The organism is Sphingomonas sp. CFBP 8765, assembly GCF_014841445.1.
Taxonomy (GTDB): domain Bacteria; phylum Pseudomonadota; class Alphaproteobacteria; order Sphingomonadales; family Sphingomonadaceae; genus Sphingomonas; species Sphingomonas aerolata.
In genome coordinates this window covers 791,470-811,751 of sequence record NZ_JACYTY010000001.1, presented here as the reverse complement: position 1 = coordinate 811,751, position 20,282 = coordinate 791,470, and the positions used below count along the sequence as shown (strand labels likewise).

The window sequence follows — 20,282 nt, the reverse complement described above, 5'->3', positions numbered from 1 at the left end:
TCCCGGGCTTGACCCGGGACCCAGCGTGGCGGGACGCTGCGCTGCTTGGCTCTGGGTCCTGACGTTCGTCAGGATGACGGGGTCGTGTGCGGGTGGCGGCCGCCCCAGCCGTCATCCTGGGCTTGACCCAGGATCCAGAGTTGCGGGGTGCTGTGCTGCTTGCCTCTGCGTCCTGACTTTCGTCAGGATGACGGGGCGGGTTACGGCCGCGCGGGGGCCGGGGGGGCGGGGTCTGACAGGTCGATGGCGATGCGGCCGGCCTTGTCGGGTTTCTTGGCGAAGGCGCTTTTGGCGAGCGCGACGGCGCCGGCGATGAGGGGGGCGATCGGCGGGCCGAAGCCGGACTGGCAGCCGCTCTGGGTCGCCGCGCAGGGCGTTCCCTCGAGCGACAGCGCGCGGATCGCGGTCATGTTCGGGTTGGAGGCGACGGGGCGGTCGGGCGGGCCCCAGTCGGGGAGCGGGAGGCGCGGGCCCGATTGGGTGCCGGGCGCGCAGACGGTAATCGTCTTGTCGCCCTCCTTCACCACCGGGCAGTCGGGGGGATTGAGGATCGACCAGCTCTTCTCGGTCGGGGCCGACGAGGTCGATGTGGCGGCAGGCTGGGCGGCCGGTGTGGTGCCGGCCTGTGCGAGCGCGAGCAGGGTGACGAGAATCATCGGCGGCACCTCAACGGTTTGCGGTGATCATGAGCATCGCCCGAGCATGGACCCGATCGGGGCGTCTTGCCACTCTGCTGATGGCGGGGGCGTGATGGCGCGGGGGTCAGGGTGCGGGGGTCAGGGTGCGGGTTTGCGGAGGCCGCCGGCGGTGACGCCCGCCGCGCCGACGCCGACCGACACGCCGGCCATGCCGCCGCCGACCTGGAACGGGCCCATGTCCTGGACCGGGGTGCGCGCGTTGAGCAGCCGGACGCGTTCCGCGGCAAGGCTTTCATGGCGCGGATCGCCGGGGTCGTGCTCGACGAACGGCACGCGGAACCGATCCGCCTGGCGCAGGCCGCAGACGGTGATGTCGGTCGAGGCGGGATCGATGACGCAGCGGGGTTCGGCGGCGAGTCGCTCGCCGGCCTTGGCGAGCAGCGGGTCCTGAGCGAGAGCCAGAAAGAAGGCGAACATGACCTGTCCCCGATACGCGATGGGCCGATACGAAGCTCGTCGCGAGGGTGACGCACGCGCAGGCGAGCCGCAAGCGTCAGTCGGTCGGATCCCGATCTATCCTGGCGACGCCGAGCCGGGGGATCTCGATCGCGGGGCAGCGGTCCATGACGACCTGAAGCCCGGCGGCTTCGGCGCGGGCGGCGGCGTCCTCGTTGATCACGCCGAGCTGCATCCACACCGCTTTCGCGCCGATCGCGATCGCCTGGTCGACGGCCTCGCCCGCGGCGGCGGAGTTGCGGAAGATGTCGACGATGTCGATTTCGTCGCCGAGCTGGGCGAGTTCGCGGAAGACGAATTCGCCGTGGATGTGCTCGCCAGTGATCTGCGGGTTGACCGGAATGACACGGTAACCGTGCGCCTGCATCCGCGCCATCACGCCGTAGGAGGGGCGGTCGGGGCGGTCGGACGCGCCGACCAGCGCGATCGTGCGCGCATTTTCGAGCAGCGTCCTGATATCGGAGTCGGCGGTAAGAGGCATCGCGGCGTCCTCTTCGGGGGAGCACCCGTCCGGGTCTGTACATAGACCGGTCGGGTGGCTGGAATCCTGGTCCGCTCGTGCCGTAGCTCTACGCGCCAGGCACGACCGGTAACAGCACAACGGCGCGGGCCCCAAAACGTTTCACATTTTTCCAATCCATGCGACGACCTGAGCAGCGAGGGCGGCAAAGATCACGTCGTCGGGCTCGGCCGCGGGGGGCGTTCCCGCGTCGGAGGCGGTGCGGATCGACAGCGTCAGCGGGACGCGGCCAAGGAACGCGATGCCGAGCTCACGCGCGGCCGTCTCGGCGCCGCCATTGCCGAACGGATCCGAACTTTCGCCGCAATGCGGGCAGACATAGCCGGCCATGTTCTCGACCAGCCCGATGATCGGGATGCCGGCCTTTTCGAACAGGTCGATCGCGCGGCGGGCGTCGATCAGCGCGAGGTCCTGCGGCGTCGAGACGATGATCGCGCCCGCGGGACGGTATTTCTGGACCATCGTCAGCTGGACGTCGCCGGTGCCGGGGGGAAGGTCGAGCACGAGCGTGTCGGTCGCGCCCCAGTCCGCCTCGACCAGCTGGCCGAGCGCACCCGCCGCCATCGGCCCGCGCCAGGCGAGCGCGCGGCCGGGATCAACGAGCTGGCCCATCGACAGGAGGGGGACGCCGTAGGGGGTGGGGACCGGGTCGAGCACCTTGTCCTTCGCGGTCGGGCGGGTGCCCTCGACCCCCATCAGTCGCGGCTGCGACGGGCCGTAAATGTCCGCGTCGACGAGGCCGACGCGGCGCCCGGCCCTGGACAGCGCGATGGCGAGGTTGGCGGACAGCGTCGACTTGCCGACCCCGCCCTTGCCGCTGGCGACCGCGATCAGCCGGCGGGTGGTGCGTTCGGCGGTCATGACCACGCGCACCTCGCCGACCCCCGGCGCGGTGGCGGCCATCTTCACCGTGGCCTCGAGCGCGTCGCGCGCCTTCGGGTCGAGGCCGGTCGCATCGACCACCACGCCGAGCCGCGTTCCTTCGAGTCGCACCGTGGCGCGCGGGCCCGCCACTGCGGCAATCGCCGCCTTTACCGCTTCAATGTCGATCATCGCCGCCAGATAGGCCCGTGGCGGGCGCTTGGCACTGTTTTTCCGCGATGGCACACCTATAAAGGTTGGATGACGATCTTTACGCGCTGGCTCCGGCGTCCCCCCATTCTCGCCGTCGAAACGCCAAAGGGCCCCTGGGGCGGCCCGGGTGACGACAATGCCGGCGAGGGCGGCGGCCCCCGCAATCCCTGGGCGCTGCCCCCCGGCGGTCGCAAGCCGACCGGCAAGCCGAGCGCGCTCGACGAATTCCTGAAAAAGGCGCGGGTCTCGGGCGGCGGTGGCGGCGGCGGCAGCAGCGGCGGCGGGTTCGGCGGCCTGCCGACGGGCGCCAATGCGCGCGCGCTGTGGGCGATTGCGGTGGCTGTGATCGTGGTCCTGTGGCTGCTGTTCACCTCGTTCCACCAGATCGGGCCGCAGCAGCGCGGCGTGGTCACCTATTTCGGCAAATATGCCGGCACGCTCGACCCGGGCATCCGCCTGACCCCGCCCGCGCCGATCGCGAGCGTCGAGGTGGTCGACGTGCAGAATATCCGCACCGACAATTTCCCCGTCGGCGACGGCGAGAACCTGACGCTGACCGGCGACCAGAACATCATCGATCTGGCCTATTCGGTGCGCTGGGACATCGCCGATCCGCGCGATTACGTGTTCCAGCTCGCCGAGCCAAACACCACGGTACGCGCCGCGGCCGAGAGCGCGATGCGCGCGGTGGTCGCGACGACGACGCTGGAGCAGGCGATCGGCACGGGCCGCACGGTGATCGAGCAGCGCGTCGCCGAGATGACCCAGCAGATCCTGAACGACTATAAGTCGGGCGTCCGCATCCAGGGCGTCGCGATCAAGCAGGCCGCCGCGCCCGCGCAGATCGTCGAGGACTTCAACGCGGTGACCGCGGCGCAGCAGGAGGCGATCGCCAACCTCAACCAGTCGCGCTCCTATGCGCAGCAGGTCGTGGCGCGCGCGCAGGGCGAGGCCGCATCGTTCGACAAGGTCTATGAGCAATATCGCCTCGCCCCCGAGGTGACGCGTCGACGGATGTATTACGAGACCATGGAAGCGGTATTGGCCAAGAGCGACAAGACGATCGTCGAGACTCCGGGCGGCGTCGTCCCCTATCTGCCGTTGCGCAACGGCAAGCGGCTCGCCGATCCGGAGGTCGCGCCGCGCGCCGCCCAGCCGGCGACGCCCGCGCCGGCCGCCGCCGCCGCCGCCGCCGCCGCCCAGCCGGGAGCTGCCCAGTGAACGGCCTGACCTGGCGTAACCCGCTGATCGCGGGCGCGATTGCACTGGTGCTCGTGATCCTTGCCGCGGCGAGCTTTGCGATCGTGCCGGAAACGCAGCAGGCGGTGATCCTGCGGTTCGGCCAGCCGATCCGGACGGTCAACGCCTATGCGCCCGGCCAGCCGTTCGGCCAGACCGGCGCGGGGCTGATCGTACGCGTGCCGTTCATCGACCGCATCGTGTGGATCGACAAGCGCGTGCAGGACATCGAGCTGGACAACACGCTGGTGCTGTCGACCGACCAGCTGCGGCTCGAGGTCGATGCCTATGCGCGCTACCGCGTCGTCGACCCGCGCAAGATGCGCAACGCGGTCGGCAGCGAGGAACGCATTCCCGACCAGCTGCGCCCGATCCTGGGGTCGGCGCTGCGCAACGAGCTGGGCAAGCGGCGCTTCGTCGAACTGCTCAGCCCCGAGCGGTCCGAGCTGATGGATAATATCCAGACCGGGTTGCAGCGCGTGGCGAGCCAGTACGGTGTCGAGATCGTCGACGTGCGGATCAAGCAGGCGAACCTGCCCGTCGGCCTGCCGCTCGAAAGCGCGCTCAAGCGCATGTCGAGCGCACGCCAGCAGGAGGCGATCACGATCCGCGCCGAGGGCCAGAAGCAGGCGCAGATCGTCCGTGCGCAGGCGGACGCCGATTCGGCGAAGATCTATGCCGAGAGCTTTGGCAAGGATGCCGACTTCTACGACTTCTACCGGGCGATGCAGTCCTACCGGCACACGTTCGGGGCAGATGGCGGTCCGGCACCCGAAGGATCGACGTCGATAATTCTTTCGCCGAACAACAGCTATCTGCGGGAATTCGAGGGCCGCGGGCGTTAAAGCCCGTGAGCTTGCTCTGAACACCCGTTCATATTCAAGCGTCGTTCAGCCGTAATCGGCGATGAAACCCCGGTTTCGGACGATGAAACGAGAGGACAATATCCAGTGCGTTACGCCTACGCCATTACCAGCGCTCTACTGCTCGGCGGCGCGACCGCGACGCTCGCGCTCCAGCCCGGCACCGCTTCGGGGACCGGCCAGGTCGCCCAGAACGAACCTGGCGCGATCCAGGCGGTCGTGCCCAAGCCCGGCGCGCCGATGAGCTTTGCCGACATGGTCGCGCGGCTCCAGCCCGCGGTCGTGAACATCTCGACCAAGCAGACGATCGTCCAGAAGCAGCAGGCCAACCCGTTCGCGGGCACGCCGTTCGGCGAGCTGTTCGGCGGCATGGGCGGCGGTCCGCAGGGTGGCCCGCCGGTCAAGCGCGAGGGTGCGTCGCTCGGCTCGGGCTTCCTGATCTCGGCGGACGGCTATGTCGTCACCAACAATCACGTGATCTCGCCGGGCGCGCAGGGCGCGACGGTCGATTCGATCACGGTGACGCTGAGCAACAAGAAGGAATATGTCGCCAAGGTCATCGGCAAGGACCAGGAATCGGACTTGGCGCTGCTGAAGATCGACGCGCCCAACCTGCCCTTCGTCAAGTTCGGCGATTCGAACGGCGCGCGCGTCGGCGACTGGGTCGTCGCGATCGGCGAGCCGTTCGGGCTGGGCGGCACGGTGACCGCGGGGATCATCTCGGCGATCAACCGCGTCACCGGACAGGGCGGCGCGTATGACCGCTTCATCCAGACCGACGCATCGATCAACCAGGGCAATTCGGGCGGGCCGATGTTCGACCTGAACGGCAATGTGATCGGCGTGAATTCGCAGATCTTCAGCCAGTCGGGCGGCAATATCGGCATCGGCTTCGCGATCCCCGCGGCGACCGCCAAGCCGATCATCGCGACCTTCATGAAGGGTGGCACGATCGAGCGCGGCTATATCGGCGTGACGCTGGGCCGTGGCGGCACGATCGATGAGGATACCGCCGCAGCGCTCGGCATCGCCAAGAACCAGGGCGAGCTGATCAACGACGTCACCGCGGGCGGACCCGCGGCGCGCGCCGGCGTGCGCGCGGGCGACGTGGTGACCAAGGTCAACGGCCAGGTGGTCACGGTCGACCAGTCGCTGTCCTATCTCGTGTCGAACGTGAAGCCCGGCCAGACCGCGCGGCTCGACATCCTGCGCAACGGCAAGCCGACGAGCGCGAACGTGGTCGTCGTGCCGCGGCCGAGCGCGGACAAGCTGGCGGCGACGCTGGGCGGCGACGCGCAGGGCTTCGGCACCGACGACGGCGATGACGATGATGCAGCGACCGGCGCGGCACCCACCGCGGGTGCGGCACTCGGGATCGGCGTCCAGCCGCTTACCCCGGCGATCGCGCAGGCGGTCGGCGTCGAGGCGGGCACGCAGGGCGTGGTGATCGCGGCCGTCGCGCAGACGAGCGATGCGTTCGGCAAGCTCAAGCGCGGCGACGTGATCATCTCGGTCAACGGCACGCCGGTGCGCAGCGCAACCGAGCTGCAAAGCGCGGTCACGACGGCCAAGGCCGCCGGGCGTCCGCAGGTGCTGTTGCAGGTCAAGCGCGGGCGCGGGCCGGCGCAGTTCCTGCCGGTCAAGATCAAGTAATCGACTCGACACTCGCGTGTCCCGAAGGACCGTCGCTCACCCGAGCGGCGGTCCTTTTTCTTTGCGGGGCGCGGGGTTAGGATCGGGATCGACAGCGAGGATATAGCAGCATGGGCGACGGCATCTTCATCGGCGCGAGCGCGGACGGTACGCGGCAGACGCTCGAGCTCAAACGCGCGAACCGGCACGGGCTGATCGCGGGCGCGACGGGGACGGGCAAGACCGTGACCGTGCAGGGGATCATCGAGGGGTTTTCGGCGAACGGCGTGCCGTGCTTCGTCGCGGACGTGAAGGGCGACCTGTCGGGGCTCGCGATGGCGGGATCGCCGACCGCGAAGACGCATGCGATCTTTGCCGAGCGCACCAAGGCGATCGGCGATGACGGCTGGGCCTATGCCGACACGCCGGTGCAGTTCTGGGACCTGTTCGGCGAGCAGGGGCATCCGATCCGCACGACGATCAGCGAGATGGGGCCGGTGCTGCTCGCGCGGCTGCTCGACCTGAACGAGGTGCAGGAGGGGGTGCTGACGATCGCCTTCCACGTCGCGGATACGGAAGGGCTGCTGCTGATCGACCTCGACGATCTGCAGGCGATGCTGAGCGAGTGCGCGGGGCGGGCCGACGAGCTGACGACGACCTATGGCAACGTGTCGAAACAGTCGATCGGCGCGATCCAGCGGGCGCTGCTCCAGTTGCGGTCGCAGGGCGCGGAGCATTTCTTCGGGGAGCCGGCGCTCGAATTGCGCGACTTTATCGGCGTCGACGACCGGGGGCGGGGGCTGGTCAACATCCTTGCCGCGGACAAGCTGATGGCGAGCCCCAAGCTCTATTCGACGTTCCTGCTGTGGCTGATGAGCGAGCTGTTCGAGCAGCTTCCCGAGATCGGCGATCCCGACAAGCCGGTGCTGTGCTTCTTCTTCGACGAGGCGCATCTGCTGTTCGATGCCGCACCCAAGGCGCTGCTCGACACGATCGCGCAGGTCGTGCGGCTGATCCGGTCGAAGGGCGTGGGCGTGTATTTCATCACGCAGAACCCGATCGACATTCCCGAGACGATCGCGGGGCAGCTCGGCAACCGGGTGCAGCATGCGCTGCGCGCGTTCACGCCGCGCGACCAGGCAGCGGTGCGCTCCGCGGCGGAGACGTTCCGGGCGAATCCGGGGGTCGATGTCGCGACCGCGATCACCGAGCTGAAGGTGGGCGAGGCGCTGGTGTCGCTGTTGCAGGCGGACGGGTCGCCAACGCCGGTCGCGCGCACGCTGATCAAGCCGCCGGTGTCGCGGGTCGCGCCGATCACGCCCGCCGAGCGCGCGGTGATGATCGAGACGGATGCGATCGGGGCAAAATACGACACTTTGGTCGATCGCGAGTCGGCGGAGGAGCTGCTCGCGGCGAAGACCGAAGCGGCGAGCGCGGCGGCGGCGGAGGCGAAGGCGACGACCGCGGCGGAGAAGGCGGCGGTGGCGCAGGCGAAGCTCGACGCGAAGGCGGCGCGCGAGGCTCGGGCGGCGGAGCGCGAGGCGGAGCGGGTTGAGCGGGCGGCCGAGCGCGAGGCGGCGGATTCGCCCTGGGCGAAGATGGCGTCGTCCGCGACGCGGGCGGCGAGCTCGTCGATCGGGCGGCAGGTGGCGAACGAGATCGGGAAACAGGTGTTCGGGACGAGCAGCCGGAGCCGGTCGCGGTCGCGCGGCGGGGCGTCGGGGGGTGGTCTGGTCGGGAGTGTGCTGCGCGGGGTGCTGGGGGGGTTGTTTCGGGGGTGATGGGGGTGGGGTGCGGTTCGGCTCCTCCAGTTACCACCCCGGCGGAGGCCGGGGCCCAGTTGGGGAGGTTGGAGTAACGGAGCGCCGTCCTGCATCATTGGCGTCCCCCAATTGGGCCCCGGCCTTCGCCGGGGTGGTGGGGGGTGTGGGGGCTGGCGGCTCTCTCCTCCATGTTCACCTGCGAAGGCGGGTGCCCAGACTGGGTCCCCGCCTTTGCGGGGACACAAGGGGAGCGGGGTGGTGGAGGGGGTGGGGTGCTGTGGTATAGGGCGGTATCGGCACGGGCCGGGCGTTGGCCGGGCCGGTGCACCACGTCTTGCAAAGGTACCCGATCATGTCGCTCGATTTCGAATCCACCACCGACTGGGCCGCGATCGGTGAGGAGAGTCTCGATGCGGCGATCGAGTTGCGGCGCGCGATCCATGCGGATCCCGAGGTCGGGCTGCACTGTCCGCGCACCTCGGACAAGGTGAAGGCGGCGCTGGCCGGGCTGCCGCTGGAGATCCGCGAGGGGACGTCGACCACCGGCTTCGTCGCGATCCTGCGCGGCGGGCGGGGCGGTGGTACCGCGGGGGGCAATGGGCGGACCGTGCTGTTGCGCGGCGACATGGACGCGCTGCCGATGCAGGAGGAGACGGGGCTGCCGTTCGCGTCGAAGATCGATGGCGCGATGCATGCGTGCGGGCATGATTCGCATACCGCGATGCTGGTCGGCGCGGCCAAGGCGCTGTGCGCGCGGCGGGACGCGTTGCCGGGGACGGTCGTGTTCATGTTCCAGCCGGGCGAGGAGGGGCATCACGGTGCGCGGCACATGATCGCCGACGGGCTGCTCGATGCGCCTTTGCCCGAGGCGGGGTTCGCGCTGCACATCTCGCCCAACATGCCGATGGGGCATGTCGTCAGCCGGTCGGGCACGCTGATGGCGTCGACCGACACGCTGCGCGCGACGATCACCGGGCGCGGCGGGCATGCGGCGATGCCGCACGATTGCCTCGATCCGCTGCCGATCGCATGCGAGATCGTCACCGCGCTGCAGACCTATGTCGCGCGGCAGGTGGCGGTGACCGATCCGGCGGTGCTGTCGATCACCAAGCTGAATGCGGGGAGCGCGCACAACGTCATTCCGTCGAGCGTCGAGATGCTCGGCACGATGCGGACCTTGTCCGAGCGGACGCGCGAACAGCTGCGCGCGGCGTTCGTGCGGATGGTCGAGGGGATCGCCGCAGCGCACGGCGCGGTGGGGACGCCGACGATCGAGCAGGGCTATCCCGTCACCGTGAACGATCCGCGCGCCACCGATCTGATCAAGGCGGTGGCGACGACGATCGGCGGCGAGGGCGCGTATCAGGTGATGCCGCCGATGATGGGGGCGGAGGATTTCTCGTACGTGCTGCAGAAGCTGCCGGGGGCGATGGCGTTCATCGGCGCGGCGCCCGAGGGGAGCGACCCGCGGACCAATCCGCCGCTGCACAATACGAAGATGACGATCGACGAGCGGGTGATGGCGCACGGCATCGCGGTGCACTGCGCGGTGGCGGAGCGGTTTCTGGCGAACGGGTTCGATTGAGGTTCACGCACCACCCCGGCGCAGGCCGGGGCCCAATTGGGAAGGTCGGCGTAATGGAGCGGTGTCCGCGGTTACTGCCGTCCCCCAATTGGGCCCCGGCCTTCGCCGGGGTGGTAGAAGAGCGGTTACTTCTTGATCAGGCCGATCTCTACCAGGCGTTCGTAGAGATAGTCGTGCGCGGTGATCGGGGTGGGGTAGCGGTTGGGGTTTTCCGCGGTGATCGTCGCGGGCAGCGTCTGAATCAGGAAATCCGGCGCGGGATGCAGGAAGAACGGCATCGAGTAGCGCGAATGGCCGCGGCGTTCGGGGGGCGGGTTGACGACGCGGTGCGTGGTCGAGGGCAGGACGTGGTTGGTCAGCCGCTGGAGCATGTCGCCGACATTGACGACCATCGCGCCCTCGGGCGGCTTGATCGACAGCCAGCGGCCGTTGGCGCGGTCGAGCAGTTCGAGGCCGGCCTCTTCCGCACCGAGCAGCAGGGTGATGAGGTTGATGTCCTCATGCGCGCCGGCGCGGACGCCCTCGGCATCGGCGGGGATCGGCGGGTAGTGGAGCAGGCGCAGGACGCTGTTGCCGTCCTTAACCGCGGGGTCGAACCAGTCGGGCGCGAGCTTCAGGTGGCGTGCGATCGCCGAGAGCAATTTGTCGCCCGCGGTGTCGAACGCCTTGAACAGGTCGAGAAAGACCGGCTTGAAGCCCTCGGGCCGGGTCGGCCAGACGTTCGGCGACATCTGTGCCGCGTAGCGGTGGCCGGCGGGGAGCTCGCGGCCGACATGCCAGAATTCCTTGAGGTCGACGACCTTGGCGTCCTTGGCGATCTCGGTCTTGAACGGGGTGTAGCCGCGCGCGCCGCCGCCGCCGGGGGCGAAATAGCCGCGCTTCTCGTCCTCGGGGAGCTCGAACAGCGCCTTGGTCTCGGCCCAGGCCTGGTCGATCAGGTCGGTCGGGATTCCGTGATCGGCGACGATCGCAAAACCGAAGCGTTCGAACGAGTTGCCGAGCGCGGCGGCAAAGCCATCGGGGTCGTGCGCCTGATCGGCGAGGCTGAGCGTGGGAACCTGGGCGGCGGGGCTGTCGAGCATGGAAGGATGTCCGGATAGGGGAGCGTCGATATAGCGACGCGGGGGGGCGGTGCCAATTGCCTGGCGGGATTTCGCGTGGCGGCTGTGGCGGGGTGGATAGCGGGTTTCGTAGGTAGCGATAACGCGGTAGGGCGCCGCATCATGACCGCAGAAACCCCAGTATCCGACGCGCCCGCGATGCGCGGCGCGCCGATCGGCTTTGTCGAGTTCGTGGCGCTGGTCGCAGCCCTCATGTCGCTGACCGCGCTGGGGATCGATTCGATGCTGCCCGCGCTGCCCGCGATCGGCGAGTCGCTGGGGATCGCGAGCGAGAACAGCCGGCAATATATCGTGACCGCGTTCGTCATCGGCTTTGGCGTCGCGCAGCTCGTCCACGGGCCGCTCGCCGACCGGTTCGGGCGCCGCACGGTGCTGCTCTGGTCGCTGGGGCTGTACGCGCTCGCCAATGTCGCCTGCGCGCTGGCGGGAAGCTTCACATTGCTGCTGATCGCGCGGGTCGCGGGCGGGGCGGTGATCGCCGCGGCGCGGGTCGCGACGATCGCGCTGGTGCGCGACTGTTATCACGGGCGGGCGATGGCACGGGTGATGTCGATCGCGTTCATGGTGTTCATGATCGTGCCGATCCTGGCGCCGACCTTCGGCTGGAGCGTGCTGCAGTTCGGCGACTGGCGCGCGATCTTCTGGGTGATCGCAGGCCTGACGCTGGTCGTGCTCGCCTGGTTCTGGGTCCGGATGCCCGAGACGCTCGCGCCCGAGAACGTCCTGCCGATCACGCCGGCGCGGATCCTGTCGGACTGGCGGCAGACGCTTAGCGACCGGCTGTCGCTCGGCTATACGCTGGCGGCGACCGCGCTGATGGGGTCGCTCTATGGCTATCTCAACTCGATCCAGCAGATCATGGCGGACGTGTTCGCAAAGCCTGACCTGCTCGCGCTGATCTTCGCGGTCACCTCGGTGACGATGGCGGCGGCCAATCTGATGAATTCGCGGATCGTGATGAAGCTCGGCACGCGGCTGATCAGCCACTGCGCGCTGTCGGGGCTGATCCTGGTGTCGCTAATGCATCTGGGCGCGATGGAGGCGGACTGGGAATCGCTCACCAGCTTTGCGGTGTTCCAGGCGCTGACGCTCGGCTGTTTCGGGCTGGCGACGTCGAATTTCTCGGCGATGGCGATGGAGAATATGGGGCGGATCGCCGGCACCGCGTCGAGCGTGCAGGGGTTCGTCAGCGTCACCGCGGGCGCGGTGATCGGCGCGATGATCGGCCAGGCGTTCGACGGGACGACGGTGCCGCTGGTGCTCGGCTTCCTGCTCGCGGGGCTCGCGGCGCTGGCAGTCGTCGCGCTGACGGAACGGGGCCGCCTCTTCCGGCCTGCGATCGTCGTCAAACCGGCGGAGTGACGGAACCGGGCACGCGTGCCCGCCGTTCCTTGACGCGAGACCGCACTACGCGGCCTGAGCAGGAGCGATAGCATGGGCGGACATCAGGTTCCCGGCATGGGCACGGGCGACGACGGGTATGACGAGGACGGCTATGACGAGAGCCAGCGCGCCGAGATCCTCGAGGCGACGCGCAGCGGCCCGGTCGACGGCGCGATCGTCACCGATCTGAGCCCCGATCTGGGCACGGACGACGACGAGGACGAGCCGATCGACGACATCGACATGGATTCGGAAGCGGTAGGCCAGACCGATTCGACCGTGACGATGGACGAGGACGATATCGACGAGGACGATGTCCAGGACGAGCTCGACGATGGCAGCATCGACGATGACGAGCTGGACGATGCCGACGACGTCGCGCTGAAGCCCTGACCCCTGCGATCCCCCGACGCGCGTGCGGCAGCGATCCCCGCACGCGCGTCCCGCTTCGATGTAGGAGGCGCGCGTGCGTATCGTGATCGCAACCGGCGGCGTGATGCCGATCCTCCTGGGATGCGGCCTTGGCGGCTGCTCGGACCCAAAGCAGCAGCAGCTCGACGTCACCGCGGCGGCGGCGCGCGCGCAGCAGAATATCGCGCGCTATGCGGTGGACAGCCGCCCCGGCCGGCATCCCGTCGGCACCACCAAGATCGCGGCCGCAGCCCCCGAGACCTTGCCCGAGGCGGCGGCGGCGGTGGTGCGAGGCTATTACCAGCGGATCGCGGCGCATGACTTTGCCGGGGCACGTGCGCTCTGGTGTCGCGACGGCGAATCCTCGACGCTCGACCGGGCGGGCTTCGCGAACCGCTTTGCGCGCTATGCCCGTTATGACGCGAGCATCGCGGCGCCGGGCAGCGTCGATGCGGGGGCGGGTCAGCTGCACATCTCGGTGCCGGTGCGCGTGTCGGGGACGCTCCGCGACGGGACGCGCTTTGCCGATGACGGGATGGTTCTGCTGCACCGCGTCAATGACGGGATCGAGACCGCGAGCGCCGAGGCGCATCTCTGGCGGATCGAATCCACCTCGGTCGACCCGGTGATCCCGCCGCCGCGCGCGCCCGTCACCAGCGCGCCCAGACGCCGCTAAGCCGCTGAAACCCGGGTATCCGTAGCGTCTTGCCGACGCCCGGGAAAAGCCACGAAGCCGCCATGATGGCCGCGGTTTCGCCCTTGTTCGTTCATCCGACCGTCAGAAACCGTTGCCATCTTGCCACAACCGGCGATTGTTCCCGAAATCGACGCACGGCGGTGCAACATTTTCGTCATCGACCTGTTTGGAGGGCCTGAGTGTCACGCGCCACGGGTTGTCCGGGGCGGCGGGACCCAGAACGAAACAAGAAGGTCATTCGAATATGCGTAAGCTTTCCATCGCAGTCGCCATCGCAGCAGCCGCCCTCGCCGCTCCGGCGTTCGCGCAGGACATGTCGGCTCCTGCCCCCACCGACAACAGCGCAGCGCCCGGCGAAGCCGCTGCACCGGACGGCTCGAAGGCCTTCGGGATCGAGCCGTATTTCGGCGTCATGGGCGGTTGGGAGCAGTTCGACAACGAAGCCGGCCACGGCATCCCGCAGGCGCTGAACGCCAACGGCACGCTGCGTCGCGGCTACAAGCCCTCGGGTTCGCTCGTTCAGGGCGTCCTGGGCGTCAACGTTCCGCTGGGCCCGGTCTTCGTCGGCGCAGAAGGTAACGTGATCAAGGGCATCGATGGCAACATCGACTGGCAGTATGGCGCAGCAGGCCGTTTCGGTTTCCGCGCTGGCGACAGCGGCCTGATCTACGGCAAGGTCGGCTACCAGTGGGTCAACTTCGACCATTTCTCGGGCCTGTCGAACACGGTTCCGAACACGAACCGCGACTATAGCGCGATCACCTACGGCATCGGCGCTGAAGTCGGTCCGCAGAGCATCGGCCTGAAGGGCATCACCGGCAACGCCGGCTTCCGCATCCGCGCCGAGGTCAACACCTTCGGCGACGCGCAGAGCTTCCGCCCGATGCTGGGTATCGTCACGCACTTCTGAGCTCTGGCTTAGACACGTGAAATCGGGCGGGGTGCGAGCGATCGCACCCCGCCCTTTTTTGTGTCCGGCGCGGATCGGCCGGGCCGCGTGGAGAGGGGTCGGGCAGTGCCATGACGTCCTCCTGATGTTCCCGATGCGTTCTGGCGCATTTCCGACTCGCTTCGCCGCATGTGAGTCGACGGGCGAGTGACATCGACTCGTGGCCGCGTAGGCGCGAAAGGCGATGGAGTATGTGTTTGATTTTATGCGGTTGCTGAGCGGCAATCGCGGGACGGGTGGCGCCCGTCGTCGGAGCGGTCCGGGTCTCGCGCTCCAGCTCCGCCTGGTGTTCTACGGCGTGCTGATCGGGCTGATGGTGCCGACCTTGCGCAAGATCGACTGGTCGCCGCTCGTCCCGCCGGGTCTGAAGGTCGAATGGCCGACCGGGTTCGGCGTGACCTGGCCCGCGGGGCAGCTCCACGTGCCGGGCGGCTGGGGGCGGCTGCGCGATACCGCCGCCGACGTCGCGCCGTCTGCCGCGGGTCTGGGCAGCACGGCCGCGACCGCGGCGGCTGCGGCGGCGGGCGCGGCGGGCGGGCTGATCGTCGGGGCGGGGGCTGGGGCCGGGTCTGGCGCTGGGGCCGGCGCGGTGGGGGCGGGGAAGGCGGTATCGGCGCGCTTCACGATCTGCGGCCGGGCGAAGCGGGTCAACTGCATGGTCGACGGCGACACCTTCTGGATGAACCGCACCAAGATCCGCATCGCCGATATCGACACCCCCGAAACGCACCCGCCGCGCTGCAAGGCGGAAGCGCGCGCGGGCCACCGCGCGACGCTCCGGATGCAGGCGCTGCTCAATGCCGGGCCGTTCACGCTGACGCGGATCAAGCGCGATGTCGACAAATATGGGCGCAAGCTGCGGCTGGTGCAGCGCGACGGGCGGTCGCTGGGCGACACGCTGGTCCGCGAGGGTCTCGCGCGGCGTTATGGCGGGGGCAAGCGGTCGCCCTGGTGCTGAGCGGGGCTCTGGTCGTCGGCATGTGACGGCACTGGGTTTACGGCGGCGATCACGAAGTCGGGTCAGCCCGTTTGGCTTCCCGCCCTCGCGGAAATGACGACCCTTTCGGGATCAGGCGAGGCGTGCCCCACCGGCCGCGCATTAGGTTGCGTTGCGGATCAGCAGGTCCTTGGCTGCCAGACGCTGATGCAGCGCGTCGGCGGACAGTTCGGAGCCGTTCGGCCAAGCCAGCGCGCCGCCTTCGATGAAGGCGCGGGCGAAATAGGCGGGGTCGGCGAGCGGGCGCGTCATGACCGTGTCGCGGGCTATGAGGTCCGCCGCGGACCAGTGCGCGGCGCTGCCGTCCGAAAAGACGAGGTCCAGCGTATCGTCGCCGGTAATGGCGAGGCGAACGAGGTTAATCACGAACGTCTGCACCGACACTGCTGCGGACCTGGGCCACGTCGGCAAGTGCGGCAGCGATCAACGCCGGGTCGCCGTCTTCGAAGACCGCTTCGAGATAGGCGAGCATTGCGGCATCGCTATCGAGATGCGCGGTAGGGCTCCAGCCGGTCGTTTTGATGGCCATCAGTCTGACACTCCAAACCTCGGCGATCATCGTCGCCTTGCCGGGATTTGTCACCTGCCGTCTGCAGAACGAGGCCGGCATGAGCAAAGCCCATGCCGTCGGCCGGCGCTGATGGCGCCGCCGGCCGGTCGCGCCGCCGGGGCGGGGTTTAGCGGTCGCTAAACCCGCGCGCGGCGCGACTTACTCCGCCGCAACACCCGCCAGTGAGAACATGTCGCCGCCGTCGGCGAGGTCCTCGTTCGCGGCGGGGCCCTTCTTGGCGGTCTGGCGCTTGTCGAAGCTGTCCCAGACGTCGTTCCACTGGCCCTTGGTCGCGGCCTTCGAATATTCGGTGGCGCGCTGTTCGAAGAAGTTGGCATGCTCGACGCCGTTGAGCATCGGGGCGAGCCAGGGCAGCGGGTGCTCGTCGATCATGTAGATCGGCTTGAGGCCGAGCTGCGTCATGCGCCAGTCGGCGATGAAGCGGATATACTTCTTGATCTCCTTGGGGGTCATGCCGTTGACCGGACCCATTTCGAAGGCGAGATCGATGAAATTGTCCTCGAGGCGGATCGTCGTCTGGCAGACGTCGGCGATGTCGTCCTTGACCGCCTTGGTGAGGCACTGACGCTCCGCACAGAAGGTGTGGAACATCTTGATGATGCCCTCGCAGTGCAGGCTCTCGTCGCGGATCGACCAGGTGACGATCTGGCCCATGCCCTTCATCTTGTTGAAGCGCGGGAAGTTCATCAGCATCGCGAACGAGGCGAAGAGCTGGACGCCCTCGGTGAAGCCGCCGAACATCGCGAGCGTGCGCGCGATATCCTCGTCATTGTCGACGCCGAAGCTCTGCATATAGTCATGCTTGTCCTTCAGCTCGGCATATTCGAGGAAGGCGCCATATTCGCTCTCGGGCATGCCGATCGTGTCGAGCAGATGGCTGTAGGCGGCGATGTGCACCGTCTCCATGTTGCTGAACGCGGCGAGCATCATCTTGATCTCGGTCGGCTTGAACACGCGGCCGTATTTCTCGTGGTAGCAATCCTGCACCTCGACGTCCGCCTGGGTGAAGAAGCGGAAGATCTGCGTCAGCAGGTTGCGCTCGTGATCGCTGAGCTTCTGCGCCCAGTCGCGGCAATCCTCACCCAAGGGCACTTCCTCGGGGAGCCAGTGGAGCTGCTGCTGGCGCTTCCAGAATTCGAACGCCCAGGGGTATTCGAACGGCTTGTACTGCTTGCGGGCTTCGAGGAGGGACATGGGATACTCCGGGACAAATTTGGGAAATTGAGAAACTAGAAACGGCTTGAACTGGTGATGACGACGACGAGGAACAGCAGCGACGCGATCGGTGCGGCGATCATCAGCACGCGGCCGCGCTGGCGGATCTTGCCGATGTCGAGCCCGCCGGGGTTCCAGCCGGGCGTCGGACCCCAGAAGGTCTCGCCGCGAAAGTCGCCCGACCAGGGATTATGGTCGAGCCGGCTCCAGTGACGGCCGAGGATCATGTTCGCCGCGCAGATGCCGACGACTGCGAGGATCAGGACGAGCGTGTTCACGATTCGAGCGTCCATTGCCACATCGCGCCCGCCGACAGCGCGAGCACGATCGCGCCCGAGGTGAGCATGATGCCGATCATCCGGAAGGCATAGACCTGCTTGTCGCTGACGTCGGGGCTGCGCAGCCGCAACAGCATCGCGACGCCGATGATCCCGAGCAGGGCCGCGACGACAAACATGATGGCGCTGCCATAGGTCATGCGACCAATGCCCGAGACGCGCGTTCTGCACCCGGACCCACCACAGGAGACGCAAAATGGTCGACGCAACCCAGATCAAGGAACACGCTGAAGTCATCGGCGCGGACGGCGTTCATGTCGGTACCGTCGATCATGTCGACGGCGACCGCATCAAGCTGACCAAGAATGATTCGCCGCAGTCGCAGGACGGGCAGGGCGCCAAGCATCACTATATCTCGCTCGGCCTCGTCGCCGAGATCGAGGGTGACAAGGTCCGCTTGAGCGCGACGGGCGCGAACGCGCTGACGTTCGAAGAGAGCGAGTAACCGCGCGGCGCCCTCTCCCGAGCGGAGGGGGCGCGCCGAGTACGCGACAGGGGCGTTCCGGAACGATCCGGGGCGCCCTTTTCGCGTCGTGCGTGCACGGCTGCGGGCCGTGGCACAGGGCACCCGAATCGGGGTGGCGTCGGCCGATGTCCGCCCGGCGGCAGAGTGCGATTTGCTGCGCATGTCGTCTCCGTCCTAGCTGGGCCCGGCGTCGCCGATGGGCGGCGCTGCGTGACGCCATTTATCTACATGATCGGGCCGGATATCGCTATGCACTTATTTCGATAAGAGCCGCGAATTATCCAACTTGCACCTAGGGATGGTGTGGTCGGGGCCGTTTCGACACCAGATACGGGATCGGGCGTCGGGACGCGCTCGGGTGGTCGAGACCCCTGCGAGCCCGCGGAATTCCGCGGGTTTCGGGGCCGCACAGGCGCTGTCCGGGCCCCGAAATGACGCGATCAGGCTGCTTCGGGGTCGTCGTCGACCGGGGCCGCGCGCCCTGCGGTCGGGAGCAGTGCGGCAAGCGCTGCGATCGCGTCGCCGGTGAAGTGCCGGACCGCGCCCTCGGGCCCGATCTGGAGCGCGTGCTCGGGCGTCAGCGTCGCCGCGCGCTGATGCTCGGGATCGAGCGTCGTCCAGGTGCGGACCGCGGTCTCGAGGCTGGTCACCTCGGCGACGTCGGTGTCGCCGCGGGGCACGTTTTCGAGCGCAGCGCTCATTCGCCAGTCGATGTCGGGCGGCGTCGTGTCGCCCCAATAGGCTTCGGTCATCGTCATACCTCCATCACGCGAGAACCCTATGGAAGCGCCCGGTGCCCGGCGGAGGTTCCGTACTCAGCCGGCCTCGGTCCGCGCCGCGGCGGTGCGCAGCAGGATATAGCCAAGCGCACCCGAGGCGAGCGACGCGGCGAGCACCGCGAGCGAGGCCATCTCGGTCCGCTGCGCATCGGGAAAGGCGAGATTGGCGATGAACAGCGAGATGGTGAAGCCGATCCCCGACAGCGCGCCGATCGCGAGCACCATCCGCCAGGTGACCGCGTCGGGCAGTTCGGCAGCGCCCGCCTTGACCGCCAGCCAGGTCGCGGTGACGAAGCCGAGCGGCTTGCCGAACGCGAGCCCGGCGAACACGCCGATCCCGAGCAGCGATCCCGCGGCGTCGGCGAGCAGGTCCGACGAGAAATGGATCCGCACCGCCGACAGCGCGAACAGCGGCAGGACGACATAGGACACCCAGGGGTTGAGCATCTGGACGAGACGTTCGGCGGGTTCGTCGGTCGCCTCGGTCATTTCCTGGATATAGCCGAGCTGTTGCTGCGCCTTGCGCTGGATTTCCTCGTTTTCCTCGGGGTCGCCCGACTCCGCCTCGTCGACCGCCTGCTTGAAGCGGTCGATCGGGGCCTGGACGCGCTCGGCGAAGCGGCGTTCGGACAGCCGCGACTGGGTCGGCGACAACAGCCCGAGCATCACCCCGGCGATCGTCGCATGGATGCCAGACGCATAGACGCCCGCCCAGACGATCAGCCCGAGCAGCACATAGGGGATGGGCGAGACGAGCTTCAGCCGCAGCAGCACGAAGATCGCGACATAGGCGACCGCCGCGACGACGAGCATCGGCAGGACCAGGGTGCCGGTATAGGCGACCGCGATGACGAGCAGCCCGCCGACATCGTCGATCGCCGCAAACGCCAGCAGCACCGCGCGGATCGACACGGGCAGCCGGGTCGCGAACATGCCGATGATCGCGAGCGCGAACGCGGTGTCGGAGGTGATGACGGTGCCCCAGCCGCTCGCGGCTTCGGTGCCGTAGTTGAAGGCGAGATAGACCGCGACGGGGACGAGGATCCCGCCGATCGCGCCAGCAAGCGGAAACATCGCGGTGCGCACGGTCGACAGCGCGCCCTTGGTGAATTCGCGCTTCACCTCCGCGCCGATGATCAGGAAGAACAGCGGCAACAGCGCCTCGTTCACCCAGTCGGCGAGCGGGTGCGCGGCGCGGAAGCTGCCGAGCCGGATCTCGAGCGTGCTGTCCCACATCGTCTGGTAATCATGCGCGATCGGCAGGTTGGTGCAGACCAAAGCGACGATCGTGGCGATGAGCAGCGGCCCGCCGACGACCTGATCGGCGGCGAAGAACGGCGCGAGGCGGTGGAGGAAACCGGCGGCGGCGGGCGAATGATGCGCGCGCGCCGCCAGCTTGCCGGAGAGACGGGGGGTGAGGGCCATGATGTTCCAGGATCGCGTCGGCAGGACGCGCGTGCGGGTATAACGGTGCAGACCGCCTGTCGTATCCCTTGCCGTATCCCTTGGGCGCGTGGGACACTTC

At 68.3% G+C, this 20,282-nt stretch carries 23 protein-coding genes; 11 read left to right on the top strand and 12 right to left on the bottom strand.

The annotated features are described in order from the left end of the window. Positions 1-200: 200 nt before the first annotated feature. The 4 genes from IFT87_RS03895 to IFT87_RS03880 all read right to left on the bottom strand — a co-directional run bounded on the left by IFT87_RS03895 (position 201) and on the right by IFT87_RS03880 (position 2,727). Complete coding sequence (locus tag IFT87_RS03895; protein WP_249403168.1) at positions 201-656, bottom strand: hypothetical protein; 456 nt, start codon at positions 654-656, stop codon at positions 201-203. 120 nt (positions 657-776) lie between these two features. Further along, positions 777-1,115 (bottom strand): hypothetical protein, encoded by a 339-nt coding sequence (locus tag IFT87_RS03890; protein ID WP_192007584.1) that lies wholly within the window; start codon positions 1,113-1,115, stop codon positions 777-779. Positions 1,116-1,191: 76 nt separating this feature from the next. Beyond that, on the bottom strand, positions 1,192-1,635 hold the full coding sequence (locus tag IFT87_RS03885) for a CoA-binding protein (RefSeq protein WP_037532025.1): 444 nt from the start codon (positions 1,633-1,635) through the stop codon (positions 1,192-1,194). Between the two features lie 141 nt (positions 1,636-1,776). Further along, on the bottom strand, positions 1,777-2,727 hold the full coding sequence (locus IFT87_RS03880) for an Mrp/NBP35 family ATP-binding protein (protein WP_192007582.1): 951 nt from the start codon (positions 2,725-2,727) through the stop codon (positions 1,777-1,779). A gap of 69 nt (positions 2,728-2,796) precedes the next feature. On the opposite strand from IFT87_RS03880, the gene hflK reads away from it, so the two are divergent. The 5 genes from hflK to IFT87_RS03855 all read left to right on the top strand — a co-directional run bounded on the left by hflK (position 2,797) and on the right by IFT87_RS03855 (position 9,830). Next, positions 2,797-3,969 carry a protease modulator HflK gene (gene hflK, locus IFT87_RS03875; RefSeq protein ID WP_192007580.1) on the top strand — a complete coding sequence of 391 codons (1,173 nt, stop codon included), beginning with the start codon at positions 2,797-2,799 and terminating at the stop codon, positions 3,967-3,969. After that, positions 3,966-4,832: a protease modulator HflC gene (hflC, locus tag IFT87_RS03870; RefSeq protein ID WP_037530602.1), complete on the top strand. Its 867-nt coding sequence runs from the start codon at positions 3,966-3,968 to the stop codon at positions 4,830-4,832. The genes hflK and hflC overlap by 4 nt, the downstream gene beginning before the upstream one ends. A 105-nt stretch (positions 4,833-4,937) precedes the next feature. Further along, entirely contained in the window at positions 4,938-6,503 is a 1,566-nt protein-coding gene (locus IFT87_RS03865; protein WP_037530600.1) for a Do family serine endopeptidase, read from the top strand. A 110-nt stretch (positions 6,504-6,613) separates the two neighbouring features. Beyond that, a complete protein-coding gene (locus tag IFT87_RS03860; RefSeq protein ID WP_192007579.1) occupies positions 6,614-8,263 on the top strand; it encodes a helicase HerA-like domain-containing protein in 1,650 nt (549 codons plus the stop codon). A gap of 334 nt (positions 8,264-8,597) precedes the next feature. After that, complete coding sequence (locus IFT87_RS03855; protein ID WP_037530495.1) at positions 8,598-9,830, top strand: M20 metallopeptidase family protein; 1,233 nt, start codon at positions 8,598-8,600, stop codon at positions 9,828-9,830. A gap of 125 nt (positions 9,831-9,955) precedes the next feature. On the opposite strand, the gene IFT87_RS03850 is transcribed toward IFT87_RS03855, so the two are convergent. Beyond that, positions 9,956-10,912, bottom strand: a complete 957-nt coding sequence (locus tag IFT87_RS03850) for an isopenicillin N synthase family dioxygenase (protein ID WP_192007577.1) — start codon at positions 10,910-10,912, stop codon at positions 9,956-9,958. A 141-nt stretch (positions 10,913-11,053) separates the two neighbouring features. Here IFT87_RS03850 and IFT87_RS03845 point away from each other — a divergent pair, with 141 nt between their 5' ends. The 5 genes from IFT87_RS03845 to IFT87_RS20125 all read left to right on the top strand — a co-directional run bounded on the left by IFT87_RS03845 (position 11,054) and on the right by IFT87_RS20125 (position 15,349). Further along, entirely contained in the window at positions 11,054-12,313 is a 1,260-nt protein-coding gene (locus IFT87_RS03845) for a multidrug effflux MFS transporter (RefSeq protein ID WP_192007575.1), read from the top strand. Between the two features lie 72 nt (positions 12,314-12,385). Next, on the top strand, positions 12,386-12,727 hold the full coding sequence (locus IFT87_RS03840) for a hypothetical protein (RefSeq protein WP_037530490.1): 342 nt from the start codon (positions 12,386-12,388) through the stop codon (positions 12,725-12,727). 73 nt (positions 12,728-12,800) lie between these two features. Continuing rightward, positions 12,801-13,421, top strand: a complete 621-nt coding sequence (locus IFT87_RS03835; protein WP_192007574.1) for a hypothetical protein — start codon at positions 12,801-12,803, stop codon at positions 13,419-13,421. Positions 13,422-13,686: 265 nt separating this feature from the next. Further along, positions 13,687-14,352, top strand: a complete 666-nt coding sequence (locus IFT87_RS03830; RefSeq protein WP_031394478.1) for an outer membrane protein — start codon at positions 13,687-13,689, stop codon at positions 14,350-14,352. A gap of 232 nt (positions 14,353-14,584) precedes the next feature. Continuing rightward, positions 14,585-15,349: a thermonuclease family protein gene (locus tag IFT87_RS20125; RefSeq protein ID WP_342211126.1), complete on the top strand. Its 765-nt coding sequence runs from the start codon at positions 14,585-14,587 to the stop codon at positions 15,347-15,349. A 141-nt stretch (positions 15,350-15,490) separates the two neighbouring features. On the opposite strand, the gene IFT87_RS03820 is transcribed toward IFT87_RS20125, so the two are convergent. From IFT87_RS03820 to IFT87_RS03800, 5 genes are all read right to left on the bottom strand, one after another. Beyond that, positions 15,491-15,772, bottom strand: a complete 282-nt coding sequence (locus IFT87_RS03820) for a DUF2442 domain-containing protein (RefSeq protein WP_157840523.1) — start codon at positions 15,770-15,772, stop codon at positions 15,491-15,493. Further along, a complete protein-coding gene (locus IFT87_RS03815) occupies positions 15,747-15,917 on the bottom strand; it encodes a helix-turn-helix domain-containing transcriptional regulator (protein WP_157840522.1) in 171 nt (56 codons plus the stop codon). The genes IFT87_RS03820 and IFT87_RS03815 overlap by 26 nt, the downstream gene beginning before the upstream one ends. Before the next feature lie 180 nt (positions 15,918-16,097). Then, the gene (locus IFT87_RS03810; protein ID WP_056409090.1) at positions 16,098-17,153 is read right to left on the bottom strand and encodes a ribonucleotide-diphosphate reductase subunit beta; all 1,056 of its coding nucleotides are present in this window, start codon (positions 17,151-17,153) and stop codon (positions 16,098-16,100) included. 35 nt (positions 17,154-17,188) lie between these two features. After that, entirely contained in the window at positions 17,189-17,452 is a 264-nt protein-coding gene (locus IFT87_RS03805) for a hypothetical protein (protein ID WP_192007571.1), read from the bottom strand. Beyond that, a complete protein-coding gene (locus IFT87_RS03800; RefSeq protein WP_031396614.1) occupies positions 17,449-17,652 on the bottom strand; it encodes a hypothetical protein in 204 nt (67 codons plus the stop codon). Before IFT87_RS03800 ends, IFT87_RS03805 begins: the two co-directional genes overlap by 4 nt. Before the next feature lie 56 nt (positions 17,653-17,708). Here IFT87_RS03800 and IFT87_RS03795 point away from each other — a divergent pair, with 56 nt between their 5' ends. Next, positions 17,709-17,957 carry a DUF2171 domain-containing protein gene (locus IFT87_RS03795; protein ID WP_031396615.1) on the top strand — a complete coding sequence of 83 codons (249 nt, stop codon included), beginning with the start codon at positions 17,709-17,711 and terminating at the stop codon, positions 17,955-17,957. Between the two features lie 461 nt (positions 17,958-18,418). Here the strand turns inward: IFT87_RS03795 and IFT87_RS03790 are convergent, their stop codons facing one another. Together IFT87_RS03790 and nhaA are read right to left on the bottom strand one after the other, a co-directional pair. After that, positions 18,419-18,730 (bottom strand): hypothetical protein, encoded by a 312-nt coding sequence (locus tag IFT87_RS03790; protein ID WP_042467039.1) that lies wholly within the window; start codon positions 18,728-18,730, stop codon positions 18,419-18,421. 63 nt (positions 18,731-18,793) lie between these two features. Beyond that, the gene (gene nhaA / locus IFT87_RS03785) at positions 18,794-20,182 is read right to left on the bottom strand and encodes a Na+/H+ antiporter NhaA (RefSeq protein WP_037529938.1); all 1,389 of its coding nucleotides are present in this window, start codon (positions 20,180-20,182) and stop codon (positions 18,794-18,796) included. Between the last annotated feature and the right edge of the window lie 100 nt (positions 20,183-20,282).

Bases quoted from the DNA above. Each gene is read 5' to 3' on its own strand.
- IFT87_RS03790 (WP_042467039.1), bottom strand. From the start codon at position 18,730: ATGACCGAAGCCTATTGGGGCGACACGACGCCGCCCGACATCGACTGG.
- nhaA (WP_037529938.1), bottom strand. From the start codon at position 20,182: ATGGCCCTCACCCCCCGTCTCTCCGGCAAGCTGGCGGCGCGCGCGCAT.
- IFT87_RS03815 (WP_157840522.1), bottom strand. From the start codon at position 15,917: ATGGCCATCAAAACGACCGGCTGGAGCCCTACCGCGCATCTCGATAGC.
- IFT87_RS03855 (WP_037530495.1), top strand. From the start codon at position 8,598: ATGTCGCTCGATTTCGAATCCACCACCGACTGGGCCGCGATCGGTGAG.
- IFT87_RS03880 (WP_192007582.1), bottom strand. From the start codon at position 2,727: ATGATCGACATTGAAGCGGTAAAGGCGGCGATTGCCGCAGTGGCGGGC.
- hflK (WP_192007580.1), top strand. From the start codon at position 2,797: ATGACGATCTTTACGCGCTGGCTCCGGCGTCCCCCCATTCTCGCCGTC.
- IFT87_RS03795 (WP_031396615.1), top strand. From the start codon at position 17,709: ATGGTCGACGCAACCCAGATCAAGGAACACGCTGAAGTCATCGGCGCG.
- IFT87_RS03840 (WP_037530490.1), top strand. From the start codon at position 12,386: ATGGGCGGACATCAGGTTCCCGGCATGGGCACGGGCGACGACGGGTAT.
- IFT87_RS03830 (WP_031394478.1), top strand. From the start codon at position 13,687: ATGCGTAAGCTTTCCATCGCAGTCGCCATCGCAGCAGCCGCCCTCGCC.
- IFT87_RS03890 (WP_192007584.1), bottom strand. From the start codon at position 1,115: ATGTTCGCCTTCTTTCTGGCTCTCGCTCAGGACCCGCTGCTCGCCAAG.
- IFT87_RS03850 (WP_192007577.1), bottom strand. From the start codon at position 10,912: ATGCTCGACAGCCCCGCCGCCCAGGTTCCCACGCTCAGCCTCGCCGAT.
- IFT87_RS03885 (WP_037532025.1), bottom strand. From the start codon at position 1,635: ATGCCTCTTACCGCCGACTCCGATATCAGGACGCTGCTCGAAAATGCG.
- IFT87_RS03860 (WP_192007579.1), top strand. From the start codon at position 6,614: ATGGGCGACGGCATCTTCATCGGCGCGAGCGCGGACGGTACGCGGCAG.
- IFT87_RS03845 (WP_192007575.1), top strand. From the start codon at position 11,054: ATGACCGCAGAAACCCCAGTATCCGACGCGCCCGCGATGCGCGGCGCG.
- IFT87_RS03895 (WP_249403168.1), bottom strand. From the start codon at position 656: ATGATTCTCGTCACCCTGCTCGCGCTCGCACAGGCCGGCACCACACCG.
- IFT87_RS03800 (WP_031396614.1), bottom strand. From the start codon at position 17,652: ATGACCTATGGCAGCGCCATCATGTTTGTCGTCGCGGCCCTGCTCGGG.
- IFT87_RS03810 (WP_056409090.1), bottom strand. From the start codon at position 17,153: ATGTCCCTCCTCGAAGCCCGCAAGCAGTACAAGCCGTTCGAATACCCC.